We start from the raw sequence: 15648 nt of genomic DNA on the forward strand, positions 1-15648 counted from the left end.
GGGCCGCCCGATCCGCTCGGTTCGTCTTCAGAGGAGGTCTCAATGGATTGGAACAAATGGGTTCGGCAGATCCACCGCTGGCTGTCGATCATCTTTGCGGCGGTCGTCGCCGCCATCTTCATCAGCCTGGGAGTAGGCAAGGAACCCTCCTACTGGGTATACCTGTTGCCGCTGTTTCCACTCGGCTTGCTCCTGCTTACCGGACTGTACATGTTCGTTCTGCCTTACGCGCCCAAGCGGCGCAGCGCGGGGGGCACCGGCGCATTGGAGTGAATGCATGGCCAACAAGACGTCCATCAAGTCATCGGCGGTCGCGAAGAAGTCCGCCGCCAAGCCTGCAGCCGCCAAGCCGGTCCTCCTCGCAGGCGGCAACCCGCAGATCACGAAGGGTGATGGTGACGCTCCTGTGCAGGCCTACATCGCGGCCATGCCGGGCTGGAAACGCGACGTCGGGCGTCGCCTCGACGCGCTCATCGTGCGCAACGTCCCTGACGTGCGCAAGGCCGTCAAATGGAACTCGCCCTTCTATGGCGTAGAGGGTCAGGGGTGGTTCCTCAACTTCCATTGCTTCACAAAGTACATCAAGCTGGCTTTCTTCCGCGGCGCGTCGCTGCGTCCCGTCCCACCCGGTGAGTCCAAGCACAAGGACGTGCGCTACCTCGATATCTACGAGGACGACCTGCTCGACGAAGCTCAACTCGCCGACTGGATAAAGCAAGCCAGCCAATTGCCAGGCGAGCGAATGTGAGTGGAATGCCAGTCATCCCGGCAAATCCGGTGCCGACTAGCGGTATTCATGTGACGGGCGAGCGGCAACAACCAAGGGAAAGCGACAATGATGATGAAGAGTGACTCGATGGAAAGAAATGCAGGCAACTCTCCCGCTCAGCTGATCGATGCGAGGATCAGCGAGCTGGGCGATTGGCGAGGCAAGACGCTTTCCCATGTCCGCGCCCTCATCAAGCAGGCCGACCCGGAAGTGGTCGAGGAGTGGAAGTGGCGAGGCGTTCCGGTGTGGTCGCACGCCGGAATAATCTGCACTGGCGAGACCTACAAGAACGTCGTGAAAGTGACCTTCGCAAAGGGCGCCTCGCTGCAGGATCCTTCCGGCCTGTTCAACTCCAGCCTCGACGGCAACACCAGGCGCGCCATCGATATCCGTGAGGGCGAAGACATAGATGAGAATGCGTTCAAGGCGCTGATACGCGCTGCTGCCGCCCTGAACACGGCCCGATAGTCAGCTCCGGCCGATATGGTCGGCTAGCGGGCCGAGAGCGGCGAGCAAGGCTTCGCCGGTGGCTTGCGTCGCGTTCTCATGCGGTGCGCGCAGGTTCAGCCAGCGTCTGTCGCCGGACCGTACCGCCAGCACTGCCTTCATCGCAGTGATGAGGCCAGCGTCCTGGATGATTTTGCGGAACGCCCTGATGGCGGCATCCGCGTCGGTAGTGTCCTCTCCCGCCAGCACTGCGTCGTAGAGGGCCCGGATCGCTGCGGCATTCAGATTGACTGTCGCCGAGATGCAGCCGGCAGCACCGTTGGCGAGGCCTTTCGTCAGCTGTGCTTCCGAACTCGGGAACACCGCGACCCTTGGGGCTGCCGCAATGACCGCCGCGGTGTTGTTCCAGTCGCCGGCGCTGTCCTTGTAAGCCACCACGACATCGGGAAACGCTTCGCTCAATCGGGCGGTCAGCGCCGGGCTCACCGCTACGCCGGAATTTTGCGGGATGTGGTAGAGGATCATCCTCATCGCCGGGTTCGCCACCCGTTCGATCAGCTCGCCATAGTAGCGGGCCTGTCCGTTGTCACCGGCGGCCGTATAGAAGAACGACGGCAGCACCATCACCCCGGCACAGCCGAGCCCGACGGCATGCGCGGTCAGCTCGACAGTCTCGGCAAGTGCTGTGACACCGGTGCCGGGCATAAGCCGGCTTGGCGAAATGCCGGCCTCGACCAGCCACTCCAGCGCCTGCATGCGCTCGCGCAACGAGACGGACAACGCCTCGCCCGTGGTGCCGAACGGCGACAGGAAATGCGCTCCCTGATCCAGCACCCACTTGGCGTGTGATATCCAGAGGTCGCGGGCAATGCAGCCGTCGTTTTCGAACGGCGTCAGGATCGGTGCGATGGTTCCTTGTGGGCGGATCATGTGCGTCCTTCTACGGGTGAAAATCTGTGCTGTGCTCAAAGCCGGCATCAAAATGTCGAGCAAGCTACAGGAAGCAGTGTTGCTGAGTACCGGCCGTTCGACCTCGAAAGCAAGCGGCTCGCGCATAAGCGCGCGATTGTGATCGGGCGGCGGTTCTGAGGCTCTCGAGGTAAGCACTTGTCACGGGACAACCGCGTCCGGCCGAAAGGGGGGTGACAAACGAGTTCTGCTGTTTCATCAATGCCGCCTTTTGAGGAGAAGCCCATGCGGAGGATCGGTGTCGGCATTATCGGCTGCGGCAACATTTCGGATGCCTATCTGAAGGCATCGCCGCAATTCCCGGTGCTCGACATTATCGGCGTCGCCGACATCAACCGGGCGGCAGCCGAAGCCAAGGCAGCGGCCTACGGCCTGGCTGCGATGCCGGTCGACGCGCTGTTGGCCGATCCGCGCGTCGAGATCGTGCTCAATCTGACGACGCCGCAGCATCATGTGCCGGTCGGCCTGCAGGCTGTCGGGCAAGGCAAGCACGTCTATTCCGAGAAGCCGCTGGCAACGACGCTCAGCGACGCCGAGCGGCTCGTCGCGGCCGCGCGCGAAAAGGGCGTGCGTGTCGGCTGCGCACCCGACACCTTTCTTGGCGGCTCCCACCAGACGGCGCGGCGGCTGGTCGATGAGGATACGGTTGGGACCATTGTCTCCGGCTCTGCCTTCATGCAGGTGCCCGGCCACGAGCTCTGGCATCCCAATCCGGATTTCTACTATCAGCCCGGCGGTGGGCCAATGCTCGACATGGGACCGTACTATCTGACCTGCCTGGTCAATCTCCTGGGTCCGGTAAAATCCGTGACCGGACAGGCGAAGTCATCCTATCCCACCCGCACCATCGGTTCCGGAACGCGCCAGGGCGAAACCATCCGGGTCGAGGTGCCGACCCATATTTCCGGCCTGCTCGCATTCGAGAACGGCGCGGCGGTTTCGATCACCACCAGCTTCGACGTCTGGAAGCATGAACACAATCACATCGAACTTTACGGGACCACCGGCTCGATGATCGTCTCCGATCCCAATCAGTTCCAGGGCGACATCAGGACCAGCCAGCGCAAGGGCGACTGGACGGTGGCCGATCAGATCCATTCCTATGGCGACGGCAATTACCGGGGCCTCGGCCTCGCCGACATGGCGCAGGCGATCGTCTCAGGCAGGCAACACCGCGCCAGCCTCGATCTTTCCCTCCATGTCCTGGAAATCATGGAATCGATCATCTCTTCAGCAGAGACAGGGCGGCGTATCGACCTGAGATATGGCTGCGCGCGGCCGGCGCCAATGCACGCCGATCTGCCTTTCGGAATTCTGGAATAGGGGATGACACGATGAGCAAGACGGCACTGATTTTCTGGGGCGGCTGGGAAGGCCACACGCCGGCCCGTAGCGCCCACATCGTCAAGGAGATGCTGGCCGGCAACGGCTTCGACGTGCAGCTGGAGCAGGGGACTTCGGCGCTTGCCGATCCGCAACTGGGCAAGCTCGATCTCATTGTCCCGGTGATCACCATGTCGACGATCGAAAAGCCGGAACTGCAAAACCTGACCAACGCCGTCGGGGCCGGCACCGGCCTTGCGGGCTTTCACGGCACGATGTGCGACAGCTTCCGCAACGAGCCGGAATACCAGTTCATGACCGGCGGCCAGTGGGTCGCCCATCCCGGCAACATCATCGACTATCACGTCGATATCACCATGCCAGACGATCCGGTCATGCAGGGCATCGACGGCTTCGCGTACCGTTCAGAGCAGTATTACATGCATGTCGATCCGAGCAACGAGGTGCTGGCGACGACTACTTTCACCGGCGAGCATCTCGATTTCATCGCCGGCGTCGTCATGCCGGTTGTCTGGAAGCGCCGCTACGGCAAGGGCCGCGTCTTCTACAGCGCACTCGGCCACACCGCCGACGAGTTCGCAGTGCCGCAAATGCGTACGATGTTCGAGCGCGGCATGCTTTGGGCCAGCCGAAACCCGGATCTTGCGTAGCCGTTCAATCTGAACGCCACGTATCGTTGTAATCTCTCATAGGGCGGCCGCCCGAACGCGGACACAGCACTGGGCTGCGGCAAGCAATTGACTGCCATGGTAGCATCCAATAGACAGCAGTCTCGTCGGGGAGCCGTAGCTGGAGGTCGAATGGAGCAGACGTGGCGATGGTTTGGCCCGAGCGACGCGGCAACGCTTGCCCATGCCAGGCAGGCCGGCGCGACCGGCATCGTGACGGCATTGCACGACATTCCTTACGGCGAAGTCTGGCCGATCCACGCCATCAGGCAGCGCCAGGCGCTTATCGAGGCGGATCAGGCGATGGGCCTCAAATGGAGCGTCGTCGAGAGCGTGCCCGTGCACGAGGACATCAAGCTCGGCCGCGGCGATCTCGACCGGCTCTACGACAATTTCAGGCAGACCTTACGCAATCTCGGCGCCTGCGGTGTGCGCACGGTCTGCTACAACTTCATGCTGATCCTCGACTGGACCCGGACCGACCTGGCTGCGCCGCTGCCGGGCGGCGGACGGGCGCTCCGCATGAACATGCACGAGCTTGCCGCGTTCGATTGTTACATGCTGCAGCGCAAGGGATCTGAGCGCGACTATGCGTCCGATGTTCTCCAGCGGGCAAGCGAATGGTTCGAGGCGACGCCGGATGCGTCAAAAGAGCGTCTGCTTGCCAACATCATGGCCGGCCTGCCGGGCGCCTTCAAGCGCTATGACATAGCGGAATTGCGCGAAGTTGTGGCCGAGCAGTCGAGCCTGTCTCACGACCGGCTGCGCGAGAATCTCGTCCGTTTTCTCGAACACGTGCTGCCGGCGGCCGAAGAGGCGGGCGTCACGTTGGCGATCCACCCGGACGATCCGCCGCGCGATCTCGTCGGCCTGTGCCGGATCGTCAAGAACGCCGACGACATCGCGTTTATCCTGGACGCGGTGCCGTCGGCCCATAGCGGCCTTACCTTGTGCACGGGGTCGCTGGGCGCCAATCCGGCCAATGACGTGCCCGCCATCGCCAGGCGCTTTGCGCATAAGATCAACTTCGTGCACCTGCGCAACGTCAGCAAGGATCCGGACGGGTCATTCATGGAGTCCGAGCATCTGAACGGGGATGTCGACATGGTTTCGGTGGTCTCGGTCTTGCTCGACGAGCAGCAACGCCGCCGCGATGCCGGGGAACCGGCGCTGCTGCCGTTTCGCCCGGATCACGGCCACGAGCTGATCGATGACGCCACGCGGCACACCCATCCCGGCTACCCCGTGATCGGCCGTCTTCGCGGCCTTGCCGAACTGAGAGGCGTAATGACGGCGATTGCCCATCAGCGCGGTTATGGGCTGCAATGAGGGCGCCCCGCCTGCTCTGCGTCGGCGCGCTCACCTACGACACGATCTTGCGCCTCGATGTCCTGCCGTCCGGCGCCGGCAAGTTCCTGCCGAGCGAGGCCGTGCAGATCGCCGCCGGCATGGCGGCAAGTGCCGCCGCGTCGGCAAGCCGCCAGGGCGGGCAGGTCTGGCTATGGGCAAGCGTCGGCAACGATACCGTCGGCCGCGATGTCATCGCGCAGATGGAGGCGGAGCGGGTCGACTGTTCGTTGGTGCGCAGGGTTGAAGGTGGCCGCTCGGCCATTGCCACGATCCTGGTCGATGCCGCCGGCGAGCGCATGATCGTGCCCTTCTACGATGCCGTCACGCAAGCCGATCCGGACCGTCTTCCGCCCGTGGATTTTTCCCGCTTCGACGCCGTCCTGGTCGACGTTCGTTGGCCCGGAGCCGCCGCGATGCCGCTGGCGAAGGCCCGCGAATGCGGCATTCCGGCGATCCTCGACGCCGATATTGCGTCGCGACCGGTGCTCGACCGATTGCTGCCGCTCGCCTCGCATGTCATTGCTTCGCTGCCCGCGGCGCGTATCCTTTGCGGTCCAGAGGTTTCCGCCGGTTCCGCCGTCGCTATTCTGGGCGAACGGACCGGCGCCTTCGTCGCGATCACCGATGGGGCGAACGGCACCGCGTTCCAGCACCCGAGCAGCAATGATGTCCGTCATCTGCCGTCGCCGCGAGTCGAAGCCGTCGACACGCTGGCGGCGGGCGACGTGTTTCACGGCACCTTCGCTGTCGGCCTGGCCGAAGGTTGGGACGAAGAGCGGGCGATAGCAGTGGCCAGCGCCGCTGCCGCGCTGAAGTGCCTGCGTTTTGGCGGACGGCTCGGCGCGCCGACGCGCGCGGAAACACTGGCCTTCATGCAAGGATCGACATGACGCCGAAATACGCTCGGGCCCGCTCGGCGAAAAGGGTACGCCATGCGTCGCTGACCGACTACCATGGCAGCCGCTGCAACTGTTCGTGGGAGGAGAAATGGCTGAGTTCAAAAAACGCGCACTGGTCACGGGGGCGGCCATGGGCATCGGCCGTGCTGTCGCCGAAAGGCTGGCCCAGCAAGGTGTCGACCTGATCCTCTTCGACCGTGTGGGCGATCAGCTGGACGAGGTCGCGGCGCAGCTTGCGGCGCGCGGCGTGACCGTGCACACCGTGCTCGGCTCGACCGCCGACACTGAAGCCTGCGGCCGCGCCGTCGAGCTTGCCCGGTCCGCGTTCGGCGGGCTCGACATGCTTTCCCACAATGCCGGCATCCAGCGTTACGGAACGGTGGAGACCACGGACGAGGCGCTTTGGGACGAGGTGATGAACGTCAACCTCAAGGCTGCCTATCTGCTCTCCCGCGCGGCGATGCCGCTGCTGCGGCAAAGCCGCGGCGCCATCGTCCATATGAGCTCGGTGCAAGGCCTGGCCAGCCAGGAAGGGGTTCTGGCCTACAGCACGGCCAAGCACGGCTTGATCGGGCTGGTCAAATCCATGGCCGTCGACTATGCGCCGCTCGGTGTGCGCGTCAATGCCGTGGCTCCGGGCGCGGTCGACACGCCGATGCTGCGGGATGCGGTCAAGCTGAACGATAAGCCCGACGAGATCATGCGCATCCTTGACAACATGCATCCGCTCGGCCGCACCGCCCAGCCGCAAGAGATTGCGGCCGTCGTTGCCTTCCTGCTGTCCGACGATGCCTCCTTCGTCACCGGCGAAGTCGTGCGCGTCGATGGCGGCCTGCTGGCGCGCATCGGCGGTTCTCCGCGTAAGGAATAACATCGGCGCTGCTGCTTGCGCAGCCATTTCATGAACGGCTTGAAGCTGCCGAGCCTTTAAGGGAATTGCCGATGGCAGGGCTTTTGGGAATGCGGACCATCACCGAGGGGCGGCTTGGCGAAACCGGCCCCGGCGCTTCAGTCGCGGCGAGGACGTTCGAGGTCCTGCTCGACCAGATCCTGACCTTCCGCCTGAAGCCGCACGAGCTGATTTCCGAAAAGGCGATGTCGGAAGCCCTCGGCGTGAGCCGCACGCCGGTCAGGGAGGCGCTCGCCCGGCTGGCCGGACTTGGCCTGATCGACATCTATCCGCAGCGCGGCAGCATGGTGGCGCCGCTGCGGATCGCCGATCTCGAGAAATCGCAGTTCCTGCGCGAATCGCTCGAAGTCGGCCTGGTCAAACGTGCGGTCGAGAGCCCGCGCCGCGCCGAACTGCTCGCCATGCTCAAAGGCGAACTGGCGGTCCAGGAGACGTTCGCCTCCATTTCGGACGACAGGCGCTTCTTCAAGTCGGACGAGCTGTTCCACCAGCACATCGCCAGCCATGCCGGCTTCCCCGGAATCTGGGCCGACATCAGCGCGGCGAAGCTGCACATGGACCGCTTCCGCTTCTTGTCTTTCCCGCGCCTCGACAGCATGTCGGTGGTTCTCGGCCAACATCGGCGGATCGTCGATGCGCTCGAGCAGGCCGACGCATTTGCGGCGGAAGAGGCGATGCGAACGCATCTTCGCCGCATCTTCGAGGTGCTCGCAATCGTCCGGGAACGCTATCCCCATTATTTCAAGGCACCGGGCTCGACTGGAAAGAGGACAGAACCGGCTGCCGGCGATCTGCCCGAATGACAACCACTCGCGCGACGGAGCGAGGAGGAATGACGACGTGGAAACGTGAAACCAGCCGCTCAGGCCAGGCCTGAGCCTTTCTTCGGCGCTTCCGGAGGCAACTTGGCCTTGCTGCCGGATTTGTCGGAAGTTGGCTTGGCTTCACGATTTTGCGCCTCGCCGCCTTGCTCCTTGCGGAGCTGCTTTTCTATCGTCGATCGCGATCCTTCCGCAGGGTCCTGTTCGGGATGGCTTTCCCTAGCCGTCATGTCAGCTCCTATCCATTCTGGTCTATTGCATGTGGCGAGGGCTGAGTTTCGCCACCAGTGCTGGTCCTGTCGCGCCCAAGCATCAGCCATGCGGCGAAGAGCACGACCAGTACGACCACGATCCAGGCGACGAGACGAGGCATTGGGGCTCACTTCCCCCGCCGCTTGCTGCCGCGCACCTCGGGATCGGAGCCGGTCTCAACTGTTGGATCGGGCACGACCGGACCGCGTTCGGCTTCGGAGCCCTCAGCTTCGATCTCCTGCACGGCCTGGTCCCAATGCTCGCGCTCGCGTCCTTGCGGACGGCCTTCGCGCTCCCATATCTCATGGGCCCGCTGCCTGATACGCTCTTCCTTGTCCATGACCTTTGCCTCCTGATATCCCTAATCCGGCGATCGAAGGTTTGTTCCGCGTTGCCAGGCAGTTCCCGACGGTTCAGTTGACGTGACCACCGGGCGCCCTAGATGAAATTGCACGCCGAAGTCGCCTGGTGCCGGGGAGAACAATCGTGTGGCAGCAACGCTACAAGCACGTATTGTAGATGCCATTGCAGCTATCGGTCTTCGACCAGACCGGCTGTGCCTGCTGCTGACAACGTTTGTGCTGACGGCATGCTCGCCTTCCGACCAGATCGAGCAGCAGTCGAAAACCGCGGCTTCGGCCGCACAGACCGCATCGCTGGTCCTGGGTGCCTGGGCCGCCGGGGCAGCCCCTTCGACATATACGTCGCGCACGTTGCAATCGGTCGGCAAGGCGCTCGTCGATGCCGGTGCGCAAATCCAGTCCGCCAAGTCGCCTGAGCCCAGCGAGCAAGCCGGTCTGACGGCGGTAATCGGACAGCTGTCGGCGGCGGTGACACGCGCCGCGACGGCGGTGCAGGACGGCAACCGATCGGAGGCGGAACAGGCGCAGCAGGATATCCAGGCTGCCACCGCCGCCCTGAATGCATCCTACGCCAAACATTTCGCGCCGAAACCATGAAGAAGCTGCTCGAAATATCGCTGGGCATCGTCACCAGCGTCGGTGGCTTTCTCGAGGTCGGATCGATGGCAACCGCCGCACAGGCGGGTGCAGCGTTCAGGTTCCAGCTAATCTGGGCCGTCCTCCTGGGCACGATCTGCATCATCTTCCTGGTCGAGATGGCCGGCCGCTTCGCCGCTGTCAGCCATCACACCATCGCCGACGGGATCCGGGAACGGTTTGGCTTCACCGCCTTTCTGTGGCCGTTGCTTGCGACTTTGCTGGTCAACTTCATGGTCATGGCAGCTGAGATCGGCGGTGTCGCCATTGCGCTCGAGCTCGCCACCGGCATCGGCTTTCAGTGGTGGGCCCTGCCGGTCGCTTTTCTGGCATGGCTGTTCCTCTGGAAAGGCACGTTCGGCTTCATTGAAAAGGGCGTCTCGATCCTCGGCCTGGTCACGTTGTGCTTCGTGGTTGGCGCCGTCATGCTGAAGCCCGATTGGGGGCAGGTCGCGGCCGGTGCCGTCCCCACTCTGCCCGAGCACGACGCGGCCAATTACTGGTTCATGGCGGTCAGTATTCTTGGTGCGTCGGTCTCGCCCTACCTGTTCATGTTCTATTCGTCGGGAGCCATCGAGGACCAGTGGGACAAGAGCTATCTCGGGACCAATCGGGCCATTGCCGGATTGGGAATGAGTTTCGGCGGCACAATCTCGATCGGCGTGCTGATCGTGGCGGCGCTCGTGCTGGCAGCGCACGGCATAGAGCAGGTCGACGACTACCATCAATTGCCGCTGATGCTGATCCAGATCTTCGGTTTCTGGGGATTCGTCCTGTTCGTTGCTTCACTAGGCATAGCCTGCTTCGGCGCTGCGCTCGAAATCGGGCTGCAGCAAGCGTACTTAGTGGCGCAGGGTTTCGGCTGGACCTGGGGCGAGGACCTGAAACCGCGCGACGATCCCGGCTTCAGCACCGTCTACACGGTCTCGCTGTTTCTCGCCGCCATTCCGATCGCCCTGGGTCTCGATCCGCTGAAGCTAACCATCTTTTCCATGGCGCTGACGGCCGCCAGCCTGCCGCTGACCGTGGTGCCGTTCCTTTTCCTGCTGAATGACGAGCGTTATGTCGGCGAGCACCGCAATGGCATGATCGCGAATGCCGCGGTCATCTTCATCATTGCGCTCGGTTTCGTGCTCGCGATCGTGACCATTCCTTTGCAGATATTCGGAGGCACGTGATGGATTTGCTGCGCGATATCCTGGACAAGCAAGTGGTTGACCGTGAGCAGGTCAAGATCGGCAAGGTGGACGGGCTGGTAGCCGAGGTCAGGCCGGGCAAGCCACCCAAAATCGTTGCGGTTGAGCTCGGCTCGATCACGCTGGCGCGTCGGCTTGGCGAGCGATCCGGGCGCTGGATGGCGCGCCTTGCGGCAAGGCTCGGCGGCAAGCGCCATGCCGAACCGCACCGCATCGCCTGGAACAAGGTGCGCGACATCGGCGTCGACATCGAATTCGACATCGACGTGCGTGAAACCGCGATTTTCGACTGGCAGGATTGGCTGCGCGACCATGTCATAAGGCGTATCCCGGGAGCCGGATGATGGCCACCGTCAACCTTGAGCAATTGGCAGGCAGAAATGTGCTTTCGCAGCGCGGCAAAAGCATCGGCCATATCGAGGAGATACGCGCCGAACCGGATGGCGACGACCTCGTGGTTACCGAGTATCATGTCGGCATCTACGCGGCGTTCGAGCGTCTTTCCGCTTCGGCTATCGGCACGGCGGTCCTCGAAGTCTTTCGACTGCGCAGTCGCGACAGCATGTACCGCATTCCCTGGGACAAGCTCGACATCTCCGACCCGACGCAGCCGCGACTGTTGTGCACGATGGAAGAACTTTCCGCTATGAAGGGCAGTATCGAGGGCGATAAACCGGAATGAACGACACTTTCCCGCCGTCGGAGAATGGGGTTCAGTGAAAGTCCTGGTTACCGGCGCCACCGGCCTGATCGGTGCCTCCGTCGTTGCACGCCTTCTTTCCGAAGGGCATGAAGTAATCGGATTGGTCCGCAGCCCCGGTGCAAACCGGGCCGGCAATTGCCAATTGCTGGTGCTGGACATGGCAGTGGCGCTGCAGCCCGAAGACTGGCTACCGCATCTCAGGGGTGTCGACGCCGTCGTGAATTGTGCCGGCGTTCTGCAGGACAGCCCCCGTGAAAAGACGCGCGAAGTCCATCGCGATGCGGTGGTCGCACTCTTTCTCGCCTGTGCGCGGGCAGGGGTTGCCCGGGTGATCCACTTCTCGGCGATCGGCGTCGATCGGGCGCAGCCTTCGGCGTTCTCGGCGACGAAACTGGCCGGGGACCAGGCGCTTATGGCGCTTGATCTGGATTGGGTGGTCCTGCGCCCGTCCGTCGTGCTCGGCCGGCCGGTGTTTGGGGCCAGCGCATTGTTTCGGGGTCTCGCTTCGCTGCCAGTGCTGCCGTCCATGCCCGGCACCGGCCGGCTCCAGGTGGTACTACTCGACGATGTGGTCTCAACGGTCGTTTTCCTTCTCGATCCCGCCAGTCCGTCTCGCGTCGTGCTGGAACTTGTCGGTCCCGAACAACTGAGCATGGACGAGGTCGTCGGCAGTTATCGCCGATGGCTCGGTTGGGCTCCGGCAGCCAGGTTTGTCTTGCCGGCGCCTGTTGCAAGGCTTCTCTACGGCCTAGGCGACCTTGCCGCGATGTTCGGCTGGCGTCCACCGATGCGCACCAACGCGGCCAGGGAGATCGCCCGAGGAGCGGTTGGAGATCCCTCGGACTGGACCGCCGCGACCGGCATACGCCCGCAAACCCTGGCGGGCTTCCTCGCGCTCAATCCGGCAACGGTGCAGGAGAAATGGTTTGCCCGGCTGTATTTCATCAAGCCGGCGATCTTCGTCGTCCTGCCCGTCTTCTGGATCATGACGGGAATTGTGTCGCTGACAACCGGCTACGGCAGCGGCGTCGATCTGATGCAAGGCACGGGGGCCGGCATCTTATCGGCACCGATCGTGATCGCCGGCGCTCTTGCCGACATCGCCATCGGCGTGCTCATAGCCTGGCGGCCGGCGGCGCGAAAAGGCCTCTATGGCGGCATCGCGCTCTCGCTTTTCTATCTGGTCGTCGGAAGCTTCCTGAGCCCCGATCTGTGGAACGACCCGCTTGGGCCGTTCCTCAAAGTGCTGCCGATCCTGGTGCTGCACTTTGTGGCCTTGGCAGTGCTGGAGGAGCGCTGATGCTCTATTTCCTGCTGAAATTTCTGCATGTCACCGGCGCATCTGTGCTGCTTGGCACCGGCGCCGGCATCGCTTTCTTCATGCTGCTCGCCCACAGGACCGGCAATGCCGCGACGGTTGCGGCGGTGGCCCGTATCGTCGTCGTCGCCGACTTCGTTTTCACAGCGACGGCCGTGGTCGCGCAACCTTTGACTGGAGCCGCGCTCGCCTGGCAGGCAGGCTACTCGCTGTCGGAGGGCTGGATCGTACTTTCGGTCGCGCTCTATATCTTCACCGGAATGTTCTGGCTCCCGGTCGTCTGGATGCAAATGGAGATGCGCAAGCTGGCATCGCAAGCCGCCGCTGCAGGCGCGCCGTTGCCGCCGCGCTACCATCGGCTGTTCTGGTTGTGGTTCGCCTTCGGCTTCCCCGCCTTCGCTGCCGTGCTCGGGATTTTCTGGCTGATGATCGCGCGGCCAGCGATCGAGTGGTAGGTCGCAGGCAGGTCCCACTGCGATAATGCCCAGTCAAAGCACTGCGGAAAATTCCGGCCCCTGCACCGCGAATATCTGCCGGAGCGGACGTGCGTCTCGACCTGTAAGTCGCACCGGAGTCCGGTCTCGTATCATTTCCAACCGCGCGCTCACGCCCATCGGCACAGGACAAGATCCCGTCTTGAGGCTGGTTAGGCTTCGCTTACAAAAAGATGACGCCTGAGGGGAACACGGGAAGCACATGCAAGTTCGGTGCGCAGTGGAGGAGATTGCGCCATGAACAGCGTTATTTATCTCATCGGCCTTGTCGTCGTCGTGCTTGCGATCCTCTCCTTCCTCGGATTCCACTAGGAGACACCATGCAGGACAAAGACGATCAAGGCCGTCAGACGGCCGATTTCGAGACAGCCAGAAGCGAGCTTTCGGAAAGACTACAACGGGAAAAGCAGACCGCGACGGAAGCGCTCCACGATGCGCGTGACGAGATCACCAGGAAAGCCGGAGATTACGCATCGGAAGCAAAGCAAGCATTGTTCACCAAGGCGGAGGGAACGCAGCGCGACATGAGCGCCAGTCTCAAGGCCTTCAGCGGCGCTTTGCGCGCGGCAAGCGAGCATCTTGCCAACAATGATCAACGGACCGCTTCGAAATTCGCCCTTGACGCCGCAGGCGGGCTCGAGCGGCTTTCCTCGTCCCTGAAGGATAAACCGTTCGACGAGGTGCTTGGCGAAATTCAGTCGTTCGGCCGCGAAAACTCGGGGGCGCTGATCGCCGGCTCGGTATTGGCAGGCCTGGCTTTGGGGCGGTTCATCAAGAGCTCGCCACCCTCTGCCCAAACCGGAGCACCGGGCCAGTCGGGAACAGGCCGGGCGCCCGAGACGGGTCCTAGCTCGAATGAGTCGGGATGGCGATCGGCAGAGCCAGTTGAACCAGCCCCGTTAGGATCCGATCAGTCCGGCGATGACTGGGCCAATGCAAGCCTGGAGCGAAACCCATGACTGACAACCAGGACACTCGCAGCCTGACAACCCTTGTCAGCGATCTGGCACAGCAGGTCACAACACTGCTTCAAACCGAAAGCAGGCTGTTGCGGGCTGAAATGTCAGAAAAGTTAAGCAAGGCCGGCGCCGGCACCGTGGAGGTAATGGGAGGCGTCATTTGCCTGCTTGCCGCCCTGATGGTGCTTTTGCAGGCGCTGGTGATTGCCTTGGCGAGCGCCGGCCTGGGAGCCGGATGGTCCTCGCTGCTCGTCGGCGTCGTGGTGGCAGTACTGGGCGTCATACTCCTGCGCTCCGGCAAGGCAAGCATGGCTCCCTCAGAGTTGACCCCCGACCGGACACAAGACCAACTTAAACGCGACGCACGCGTGATCAAGGACCAGATAAGATGACCGACAAATCCGCAGCCGAACTCGAACGCGATGCCGACATTGCCCGTGCCAAGATAACGGACACGGCAGACTCGATCCGGAGCAAGATGACACCAGGTCAGCTGATCGACGAATTCACCGGGATGTTCAGCGGCGAGGGATCCGCCATGCTCAGCAATCTTAAGACTCAGGTCAGGGACAATCCGTTGCCGCTTACATTGGTCGGCGCGGGCCTGGCCTGGCTGATGCTAGGCAAGGGCACGTCGGTAGACAGTTCAGCACTTGGTGCCTATTCGACCGGCAGGGAACCTGACGGCACCCGAAACTTCTCTGACCAGAGGGGCTTGGGCGGGGCCTGGCAGGACTCACGCGGCGATGAGTACGGTGCCGAGGGCGAAGGTTCCGCCGGCTCCATGCTCTCCGATGCCGCCCGTTCGGTTGCGTCCGTGGCAGGCGGTGCGACTGAGGCTGTGGCAGACGTTGCGAGCGGCGCCAAAGAAAGGTTAGGAAGCACGGTCGGGCAGTTCGGCTCGGCGGCCACCGATATATCGGGGCGGGTACGGCAGTCGGCGCAGGACCTGTTCCAGCGCGAACCTCTGGCAATGGCCGCGGTGGGCCTTGCCGTGGGCACCGCCATCGGCGTGATGCTGCCTCACACAGCCGCGGAAGACGCGCAACTCGGCCCATACCGCGACAAGCTTCGTGACAGTGCCGAGGAAGTCTTTGAGGAAGGCGTCGAGCAAGCCAAGCAGGTCGCCGCCGAAGCATATGAGACTGTAAAGGAAGAGGCTGACCGACAGGGTTCCAGCGGCGACGCCGAGACGTTGGTCGACCGCGTCGAGAAAGTCGTGAAAAGGACGGCAAGCAAAACCGAGGAAGCCATTCGCGATCGTTTGCCGGAGACCGACGGGGCTCCCAAATCGAACGAGTCTCCCGAAACGACGTGATTGCGCTGCGGTCGTTCGTGGCGACTCCGACCGCGGTCGCCTCGCGGTTGGAACATCGAAGTCGGCTAGGAGCCCGCAACCTTCCGCTGACAAATGTGATCGCGGCGCTCAAGTCATTAGCCGAGGCGCTCCGGTCCGTTCCGATTCTTCGCTCTGAACGTTCGGTTCTTCGGCTCCATGAGGCGTGTCTGACCACGGCGTGGCACGCAATTCTCAGCAGCACTGTCCAATTC

The 15648-nt window shown here is 63.0% G+C and carries 21 protein-coding genes; 18 read left to right on the plus strand and 3 right to left on the minus strand.

The window, feature by feature from the left end:
- Positions 1 to 42 precede the first annotated feature (42 nt).
- From NKJ35_RS04075 to NKJ35_RS04085, 3 genes are all read left to right on the plus strand, one after another.
- Positions 43 to 273 (plus strand): hypothetical protein, encoded by a 231-nt coding sequence (locus tag NKJ35_RS04075; RefSeq protein ID WP_352645168.1) that lies wholly within the window; start codon positions 43 to 45, stop codon positions 271 to 273.
- A gap of 4 nt (positions 274 to 277) precedes the next feature.
- Positions 278 to 748, plus strand: a complete 471-nt coding sequence (locus tag NKJ35_RS04080) for a DUF1801 domain-containing protein (RefSeq protein ID WP_352645170.1) — start codon at positions 278 to 280, stop codon at positions 746 to 748.
- Positions 749 to 856: 108 nt separating this feature from the next.
- The gene (locus NKJ35_RS04085) at positions 857 to 1237 is read left to right on the plus strand and encodes a DUF1801 domain-containing protein (RefSeq protein ID WP_352645172.1); all 381 of its coding nucleotides are present in this window, start codon (positions 857 to 859) and stop codon (positions 1235 to 1237) included.
- On the opposite strand, the gene NKJ35_RS04090 is transcribed toward NKJ35_RS04085, so the two are convergent.
- Entirely contained in the window at positions 1238 to 2146 is a 909-nt protein-coding gene (locus NKJ35_RS04090; protein ID WP_352645174.1) for a dihydrodipicolinate synthase family protein, read from the minus strand.
- A 264-nt stretch (positions 2147 to 2410) separates the two neighbouring features.
- Here NKJ35_RS04090 and NKJ35_RS04095 point away from each other — a divergent pair, with 264 nt between their 5' ends.
- The 6 genes from NKJ35_RS04095 (at position 2411) to NKJ35_RS04120 (ending at position 8159) form a co-directional block, all read left to right on the plus strand.
- Positions 2411 to 3508, plus strand: a complete 1098-nt coding sequence (locus NKJ35_RS04095) for a Gfo/Idh/MocA family protein (protein ID WP_352645176.1) — start codon at positions 2411 to 2413, stop codon at positions 3506 to 3508.
- A gap of 11 nt (positions 3509 to 3519) precedes the next feature.
- Positions 3520 to 4179 carry a ThuA domain-containing protein gene (locus tag NKJ35_RS04100; protein ID WP_352645178.1) on the plus strand — a complete coding sequence of 220 codons (660 nt, stop codon included), beginning with the start codon at positions 3520 to 3522 and terminating at the stop codon, positions 4177 to 4179.
- Between the two features lie 150 nt (positions 4180 to 4329).
- Positions 4330 to 5526, plus strand: a complete 1197-nt coding sequence (gene uxuA / locus NKJ35_RS04105) for a mannonate dehydratase (protein ID WP_352645180.1) — start codon at positions 4330 to 4332, stop codon at positions 5524 to 5526.
- The gene (locus NKJ35_RS04110) at positions 5523 to 6437 is read left to right on the plus strand and encodes a PfkB family carbohydrate kinase (RefSeq protein ID WP_352645182.1); all 915 of its coding nucleotides are present in this window, start codon (positions 5523 to 5525) and stop codon (positions 6435 to 6437) included. Before uxuA ends, NKJ35_RS04110 begins: the two co-directional genes overlap by 4 nt.
- A 97-nt stretch (positions 6438 to 6534) precedes the next feature.
- The gene (locus tag NKJ35_RS04115; protein ID WP_352506819.1) at positions 6535 to 7317 is read left to right on the plus strand and encodes an SDR family NAD(P)-dependent oxidoreductase; all 783 of its coding nucleotides are present in this window, start codon (positions 6535 to 6537) and stop codon (positions 7315 to 7317) included.
- A 71-nt stretch (positions 7318 to 7388) separates the two neighbouring features.
- On the plus strand, positions 7389 to 8159 hold the full coding sequence (locus NKJ35_RS04120; RefSeq protein WP_352645184.1) for a GntR family transcriptional regulator: 771 nt from the start codon (positions 7389 to 7391) through the stop codon (positions 8157 to 8159).
- Positions 8160 to 8218: 59 nt separating this feature from the next.
- Here the strand turns inward: NKJ35_RS04120 and NKJ35_RS04125 are convergent, their stop codons facing one another.
- On the minus strand, positions 8219 to 8407 hold the full coding sequence (locus NKJ35_RS04125) for a hypothetical protein (RefSeq protein WP_352645186.1): 189 nt from the start codon (positions 8405 to 8407) through the stop codon (positions 8219 to 8221).
- A 149-nt stretch (positions 8408 to 8556) separates the two neighbouring features.
- Positions 8557 to 8769, minus strand: coding sequence for a DUF2934 domain-containing protein (locus NKJ35_RS04130; protein WP_254818839.1), 213 nt, complete (start codon positions 8767 to 8769; stop codon positions 8557 to 8559).
- Positions 8770 to 8917: 148 nt separating this feature from the next.
- On the opposite strand from NKJ35_RS04130, the gene NKJ35_RS04135 reads away from it, so the two are divergent.
- The 9 genes from NKJ35_RS04135 (at position 8918) to NKJ35_RS04175 (ending at position 15415) form a co-directional block, all read left to right on the plus strand.
- A complete protein-coding gene (locus tag NKJ35_RS04135; RefSeq protein WP_352475751.1) occupies positions 8918 to 9388 on the plus strand; it encodes a hypothetical protein in 471 nt (156 codons plus the stop codon).
- Positions 9385 to 10605 carry an NRAMP family divalent metal transporter gene (locus NKJ35_RS04140; RefSeq protein WP_352506815.1) on the plus strand — a complete coding sequence of 407 codons (1221 nt, stop codon included), beginning with the start codon at positions 9385 to 9387 and terminating at the stop codon, positions 10603 to 10605. The genes NKJ35_RS04135 and NKJ35_RS04140 overlap by 4 nt, the downstream gene beginning before the upstream one ends.
- A complete protein-coding gene (locus tag NKJ35_RS04145) occupies positions 10605 to 10967 on the plus strand; it encodes a hypothetical protein (RefSeq protein WP_352475750.1) in 363 nt (120 codons plus the stop codon). The genes NKJ35_RS04140 and NKJ35_RS04145 overlap by 1 nt, the downstream gene beginning before the upstream one ends.
- Complete coding sequence (locus NKJ35_RS04150) at positions 10967 to 11305, plus strand: hypothetical protein (RefSeq protein ID WP_254818835.1); 339 nt, start codon at positions 10967 to 10969, stop codon at positions 11303 to 11305. The genes NKJ35_RS04145 and NKJ35_RS04150 overlap by 1 nt, the downstream gene beginning before the upstream one ends.
- A 34-nt stretch (positions 11306 to 11339) precedes the next feature.
- Positions 11340 to 12626 carry an SDR family oxidoreductase gene (locus NKJ35_RS04155; protein WP_352645189.1) on the plus strand — a complete coding sequence of 429 codons (1287 nt, stop codon included), beginning with the start codon at positions 11340 to 11342 and terminating at the stop codon, positions 12624 to 12626.
- Positions 12626 to 13099: a DUF2269 family protein gene (locus tag NKJ35_RS04160; RefSeq protein ID WP_352645191.1), complete on the plus strand. Its 474-nt coding sequence runs from the start codon at positions 12626 to 12628 to the stop codon at positions 13097 to 13099. Before NKJ35_RS04155 ends, NKJ35_RS04160 begins: the two co-directional genes overlap by 1 nt.
- Before the next feature lie 269 nt (positions 13100 to 13368).
- On the plus strand, positions 13369 to 14097 hold the full coding sequence (locus NKJ35_RS04165) for a WXG100 family type VII secretion target (RefSeq protein ID WP_352645193.1): 729 nt from the start codon (positions 13369 to 13371) through the stop codon (positions 14095 to 14097).
- Positions 14094 to 14489: a phage holin family protein gene (locus tag NKJ35_RS04170; RefSeq protein ID WP_352645195.1), complete on the plus strand. Its 396-nt coding sequence runs from the start codon at positions 14094 to 14096 to the stop codon at positions 14487 to 14489. The genes NKJ35_RS04165 and NKJ35_RS04170 overlap by 4 nt, the downstream gene beginning before the upstream one ends.
- A complete protein-coding gene (locus NKJ35_RS04175) occupies positions 14486 to 15415 on the plus strand; it encodes a hypothetical protein (protein WP_352645197.1) in 930 nt (309 codons plus the stop codon). Before NKJ35_RS04170 ends, NKJ35_RS04175 begins: the two co-directional genes overlap by 4 nt.
- Positions 15416 to 15648 lie beyond the last annotated feature (233 nt).

The sequence above is a fragment of the Mesorhizobium sp. M0136 genome, assembly GCF_040322515.1.
Classification (GTDB): Bacteria; Pseudomonadota; Alphaproteobacteria; order Rhizobiales; family Rhizobiaceae; genus Mesorhizobium.

Coding starts and splice junctions, on each gene's coding strand:
- NKJ35_RS04110 (WP_352645182.1), top strand. CDS start 5,523: ATGAGGGCGCCCCGCCTGCTCTGCGTCGGCGCGCTCACCTACGACACG.
- NKJ35_RS04120 (WP_352645184.1), top strand. CDS start 7,389: ATGGCAGGGCTTTTGGGAATGCGGACCATCACCGAGGGGCGGCTTGGC.
- NKJ35_RS04170 (WP_352645195.1), top strand. CDS start 14,094: ATGACTGACAACCAGGACACTCGCAGCCTGACAACCCTTGTCAGCGAT.
- uxuA (WP_352645180.1), top strand. CDS start 4,330: ATGGAGCAGACGTGGCGATGGTTTGGCCCGAGCGACGCGGCAACGCTT.
- NKJ35_RS04130 (WP_254818839.1), bottom strand. CDS start 8,769: ATGGACAAGGAAGAGCGTATCAGGCAGCGGGCCCATGAGATATGGGAG.
- NKJ35_RS04145 (WP_352475750.1), top strand. CDS start 10,605: ATGGATTTGCTGCGCGATATCCTGGACAAGCAAGTGGTTGACCGTGAG.
- NKJ35_RS04090 (WP_352645174.1), bottom strand. CDS start 2,146: ATGATCCGCCCACAAGGAACCATCGCACCGATCCTGACGCCGTTCGAA.
- NKJ35_RS04085 (WP_352645172.1), top strand. CDS start 857: ATGGAAAGAAATGCAGGCAACTCTCCCGCTCAGCTGATCGATGCGAGG.
- NKJ35_RS04075 (WP_352645168.1), top strand. CDS start 43: ATGGATTGGAACAAATGGGTTCGGCAGATCCACCGCTGGCTGTCGATC.
- NKJ35_RS04160 (WP_352645191.1), top strand. CDS start 12,626: ATGCTCTATTTCCTGCTGAAATTTCTGCATGTCACCGGCGCATCTGTG.
- NKJ35_RS04115 (WP_352506819.1), top strand. CDS start 6,535: ATGGCTGAGTTCAAAAAACGCGCACTGGTCACGGGGGCGGCCATGGGC.
- NKJ35_RS04125 (WP_352645186.1), bottom strand. CDS start 8,407: ATGACGGCTAGGGAAAGCCATCCCGAACAGGACCCTGCGGAAGGATCG.
- NKJ35_RS04175 (WP_352645197.1), top strand. CDS start 14,486: ATGACCGACAAATCCGCAGCCGAACTCGAACGCGATGCCGACATTGCC.
- NKJ35_RS04140 (WP_352506815.1), top strand. CDS start 9,385: ATGAAGAAGCTGCTCGAAATATCGCTGGGCATCGTCACCAGCGTCGGT.
- NKJ35_RS04080 (WP_352645170.1), top strand. CDS start 278: ATGGCCAACAAGACGTCCATCAAGTCATCGGCGGTCGCGAAGAAGTCC.
- NKJ35_RS04095 (WP_352645176.1), top strand. CDS start 2,411: ATGCGGAGGATCGGTGTCGGCATTATCGGCTGCGGCAACATTTCGGAT.
- NKJ35_RS04100 (WP_352645178.1), top strand. CDS start 3,520: ATGAGCAAGACGGCACTGATTTTCTGGGGCGGCTGGGAAGGCCACACG.
- NKJ35_RS04150 (WP_254818835.1), top strand. CDS start 10,967: ATGGCCACCGTCAACCTTGAGCAATTGGCAGGCAGAAATGTGCTTTCG.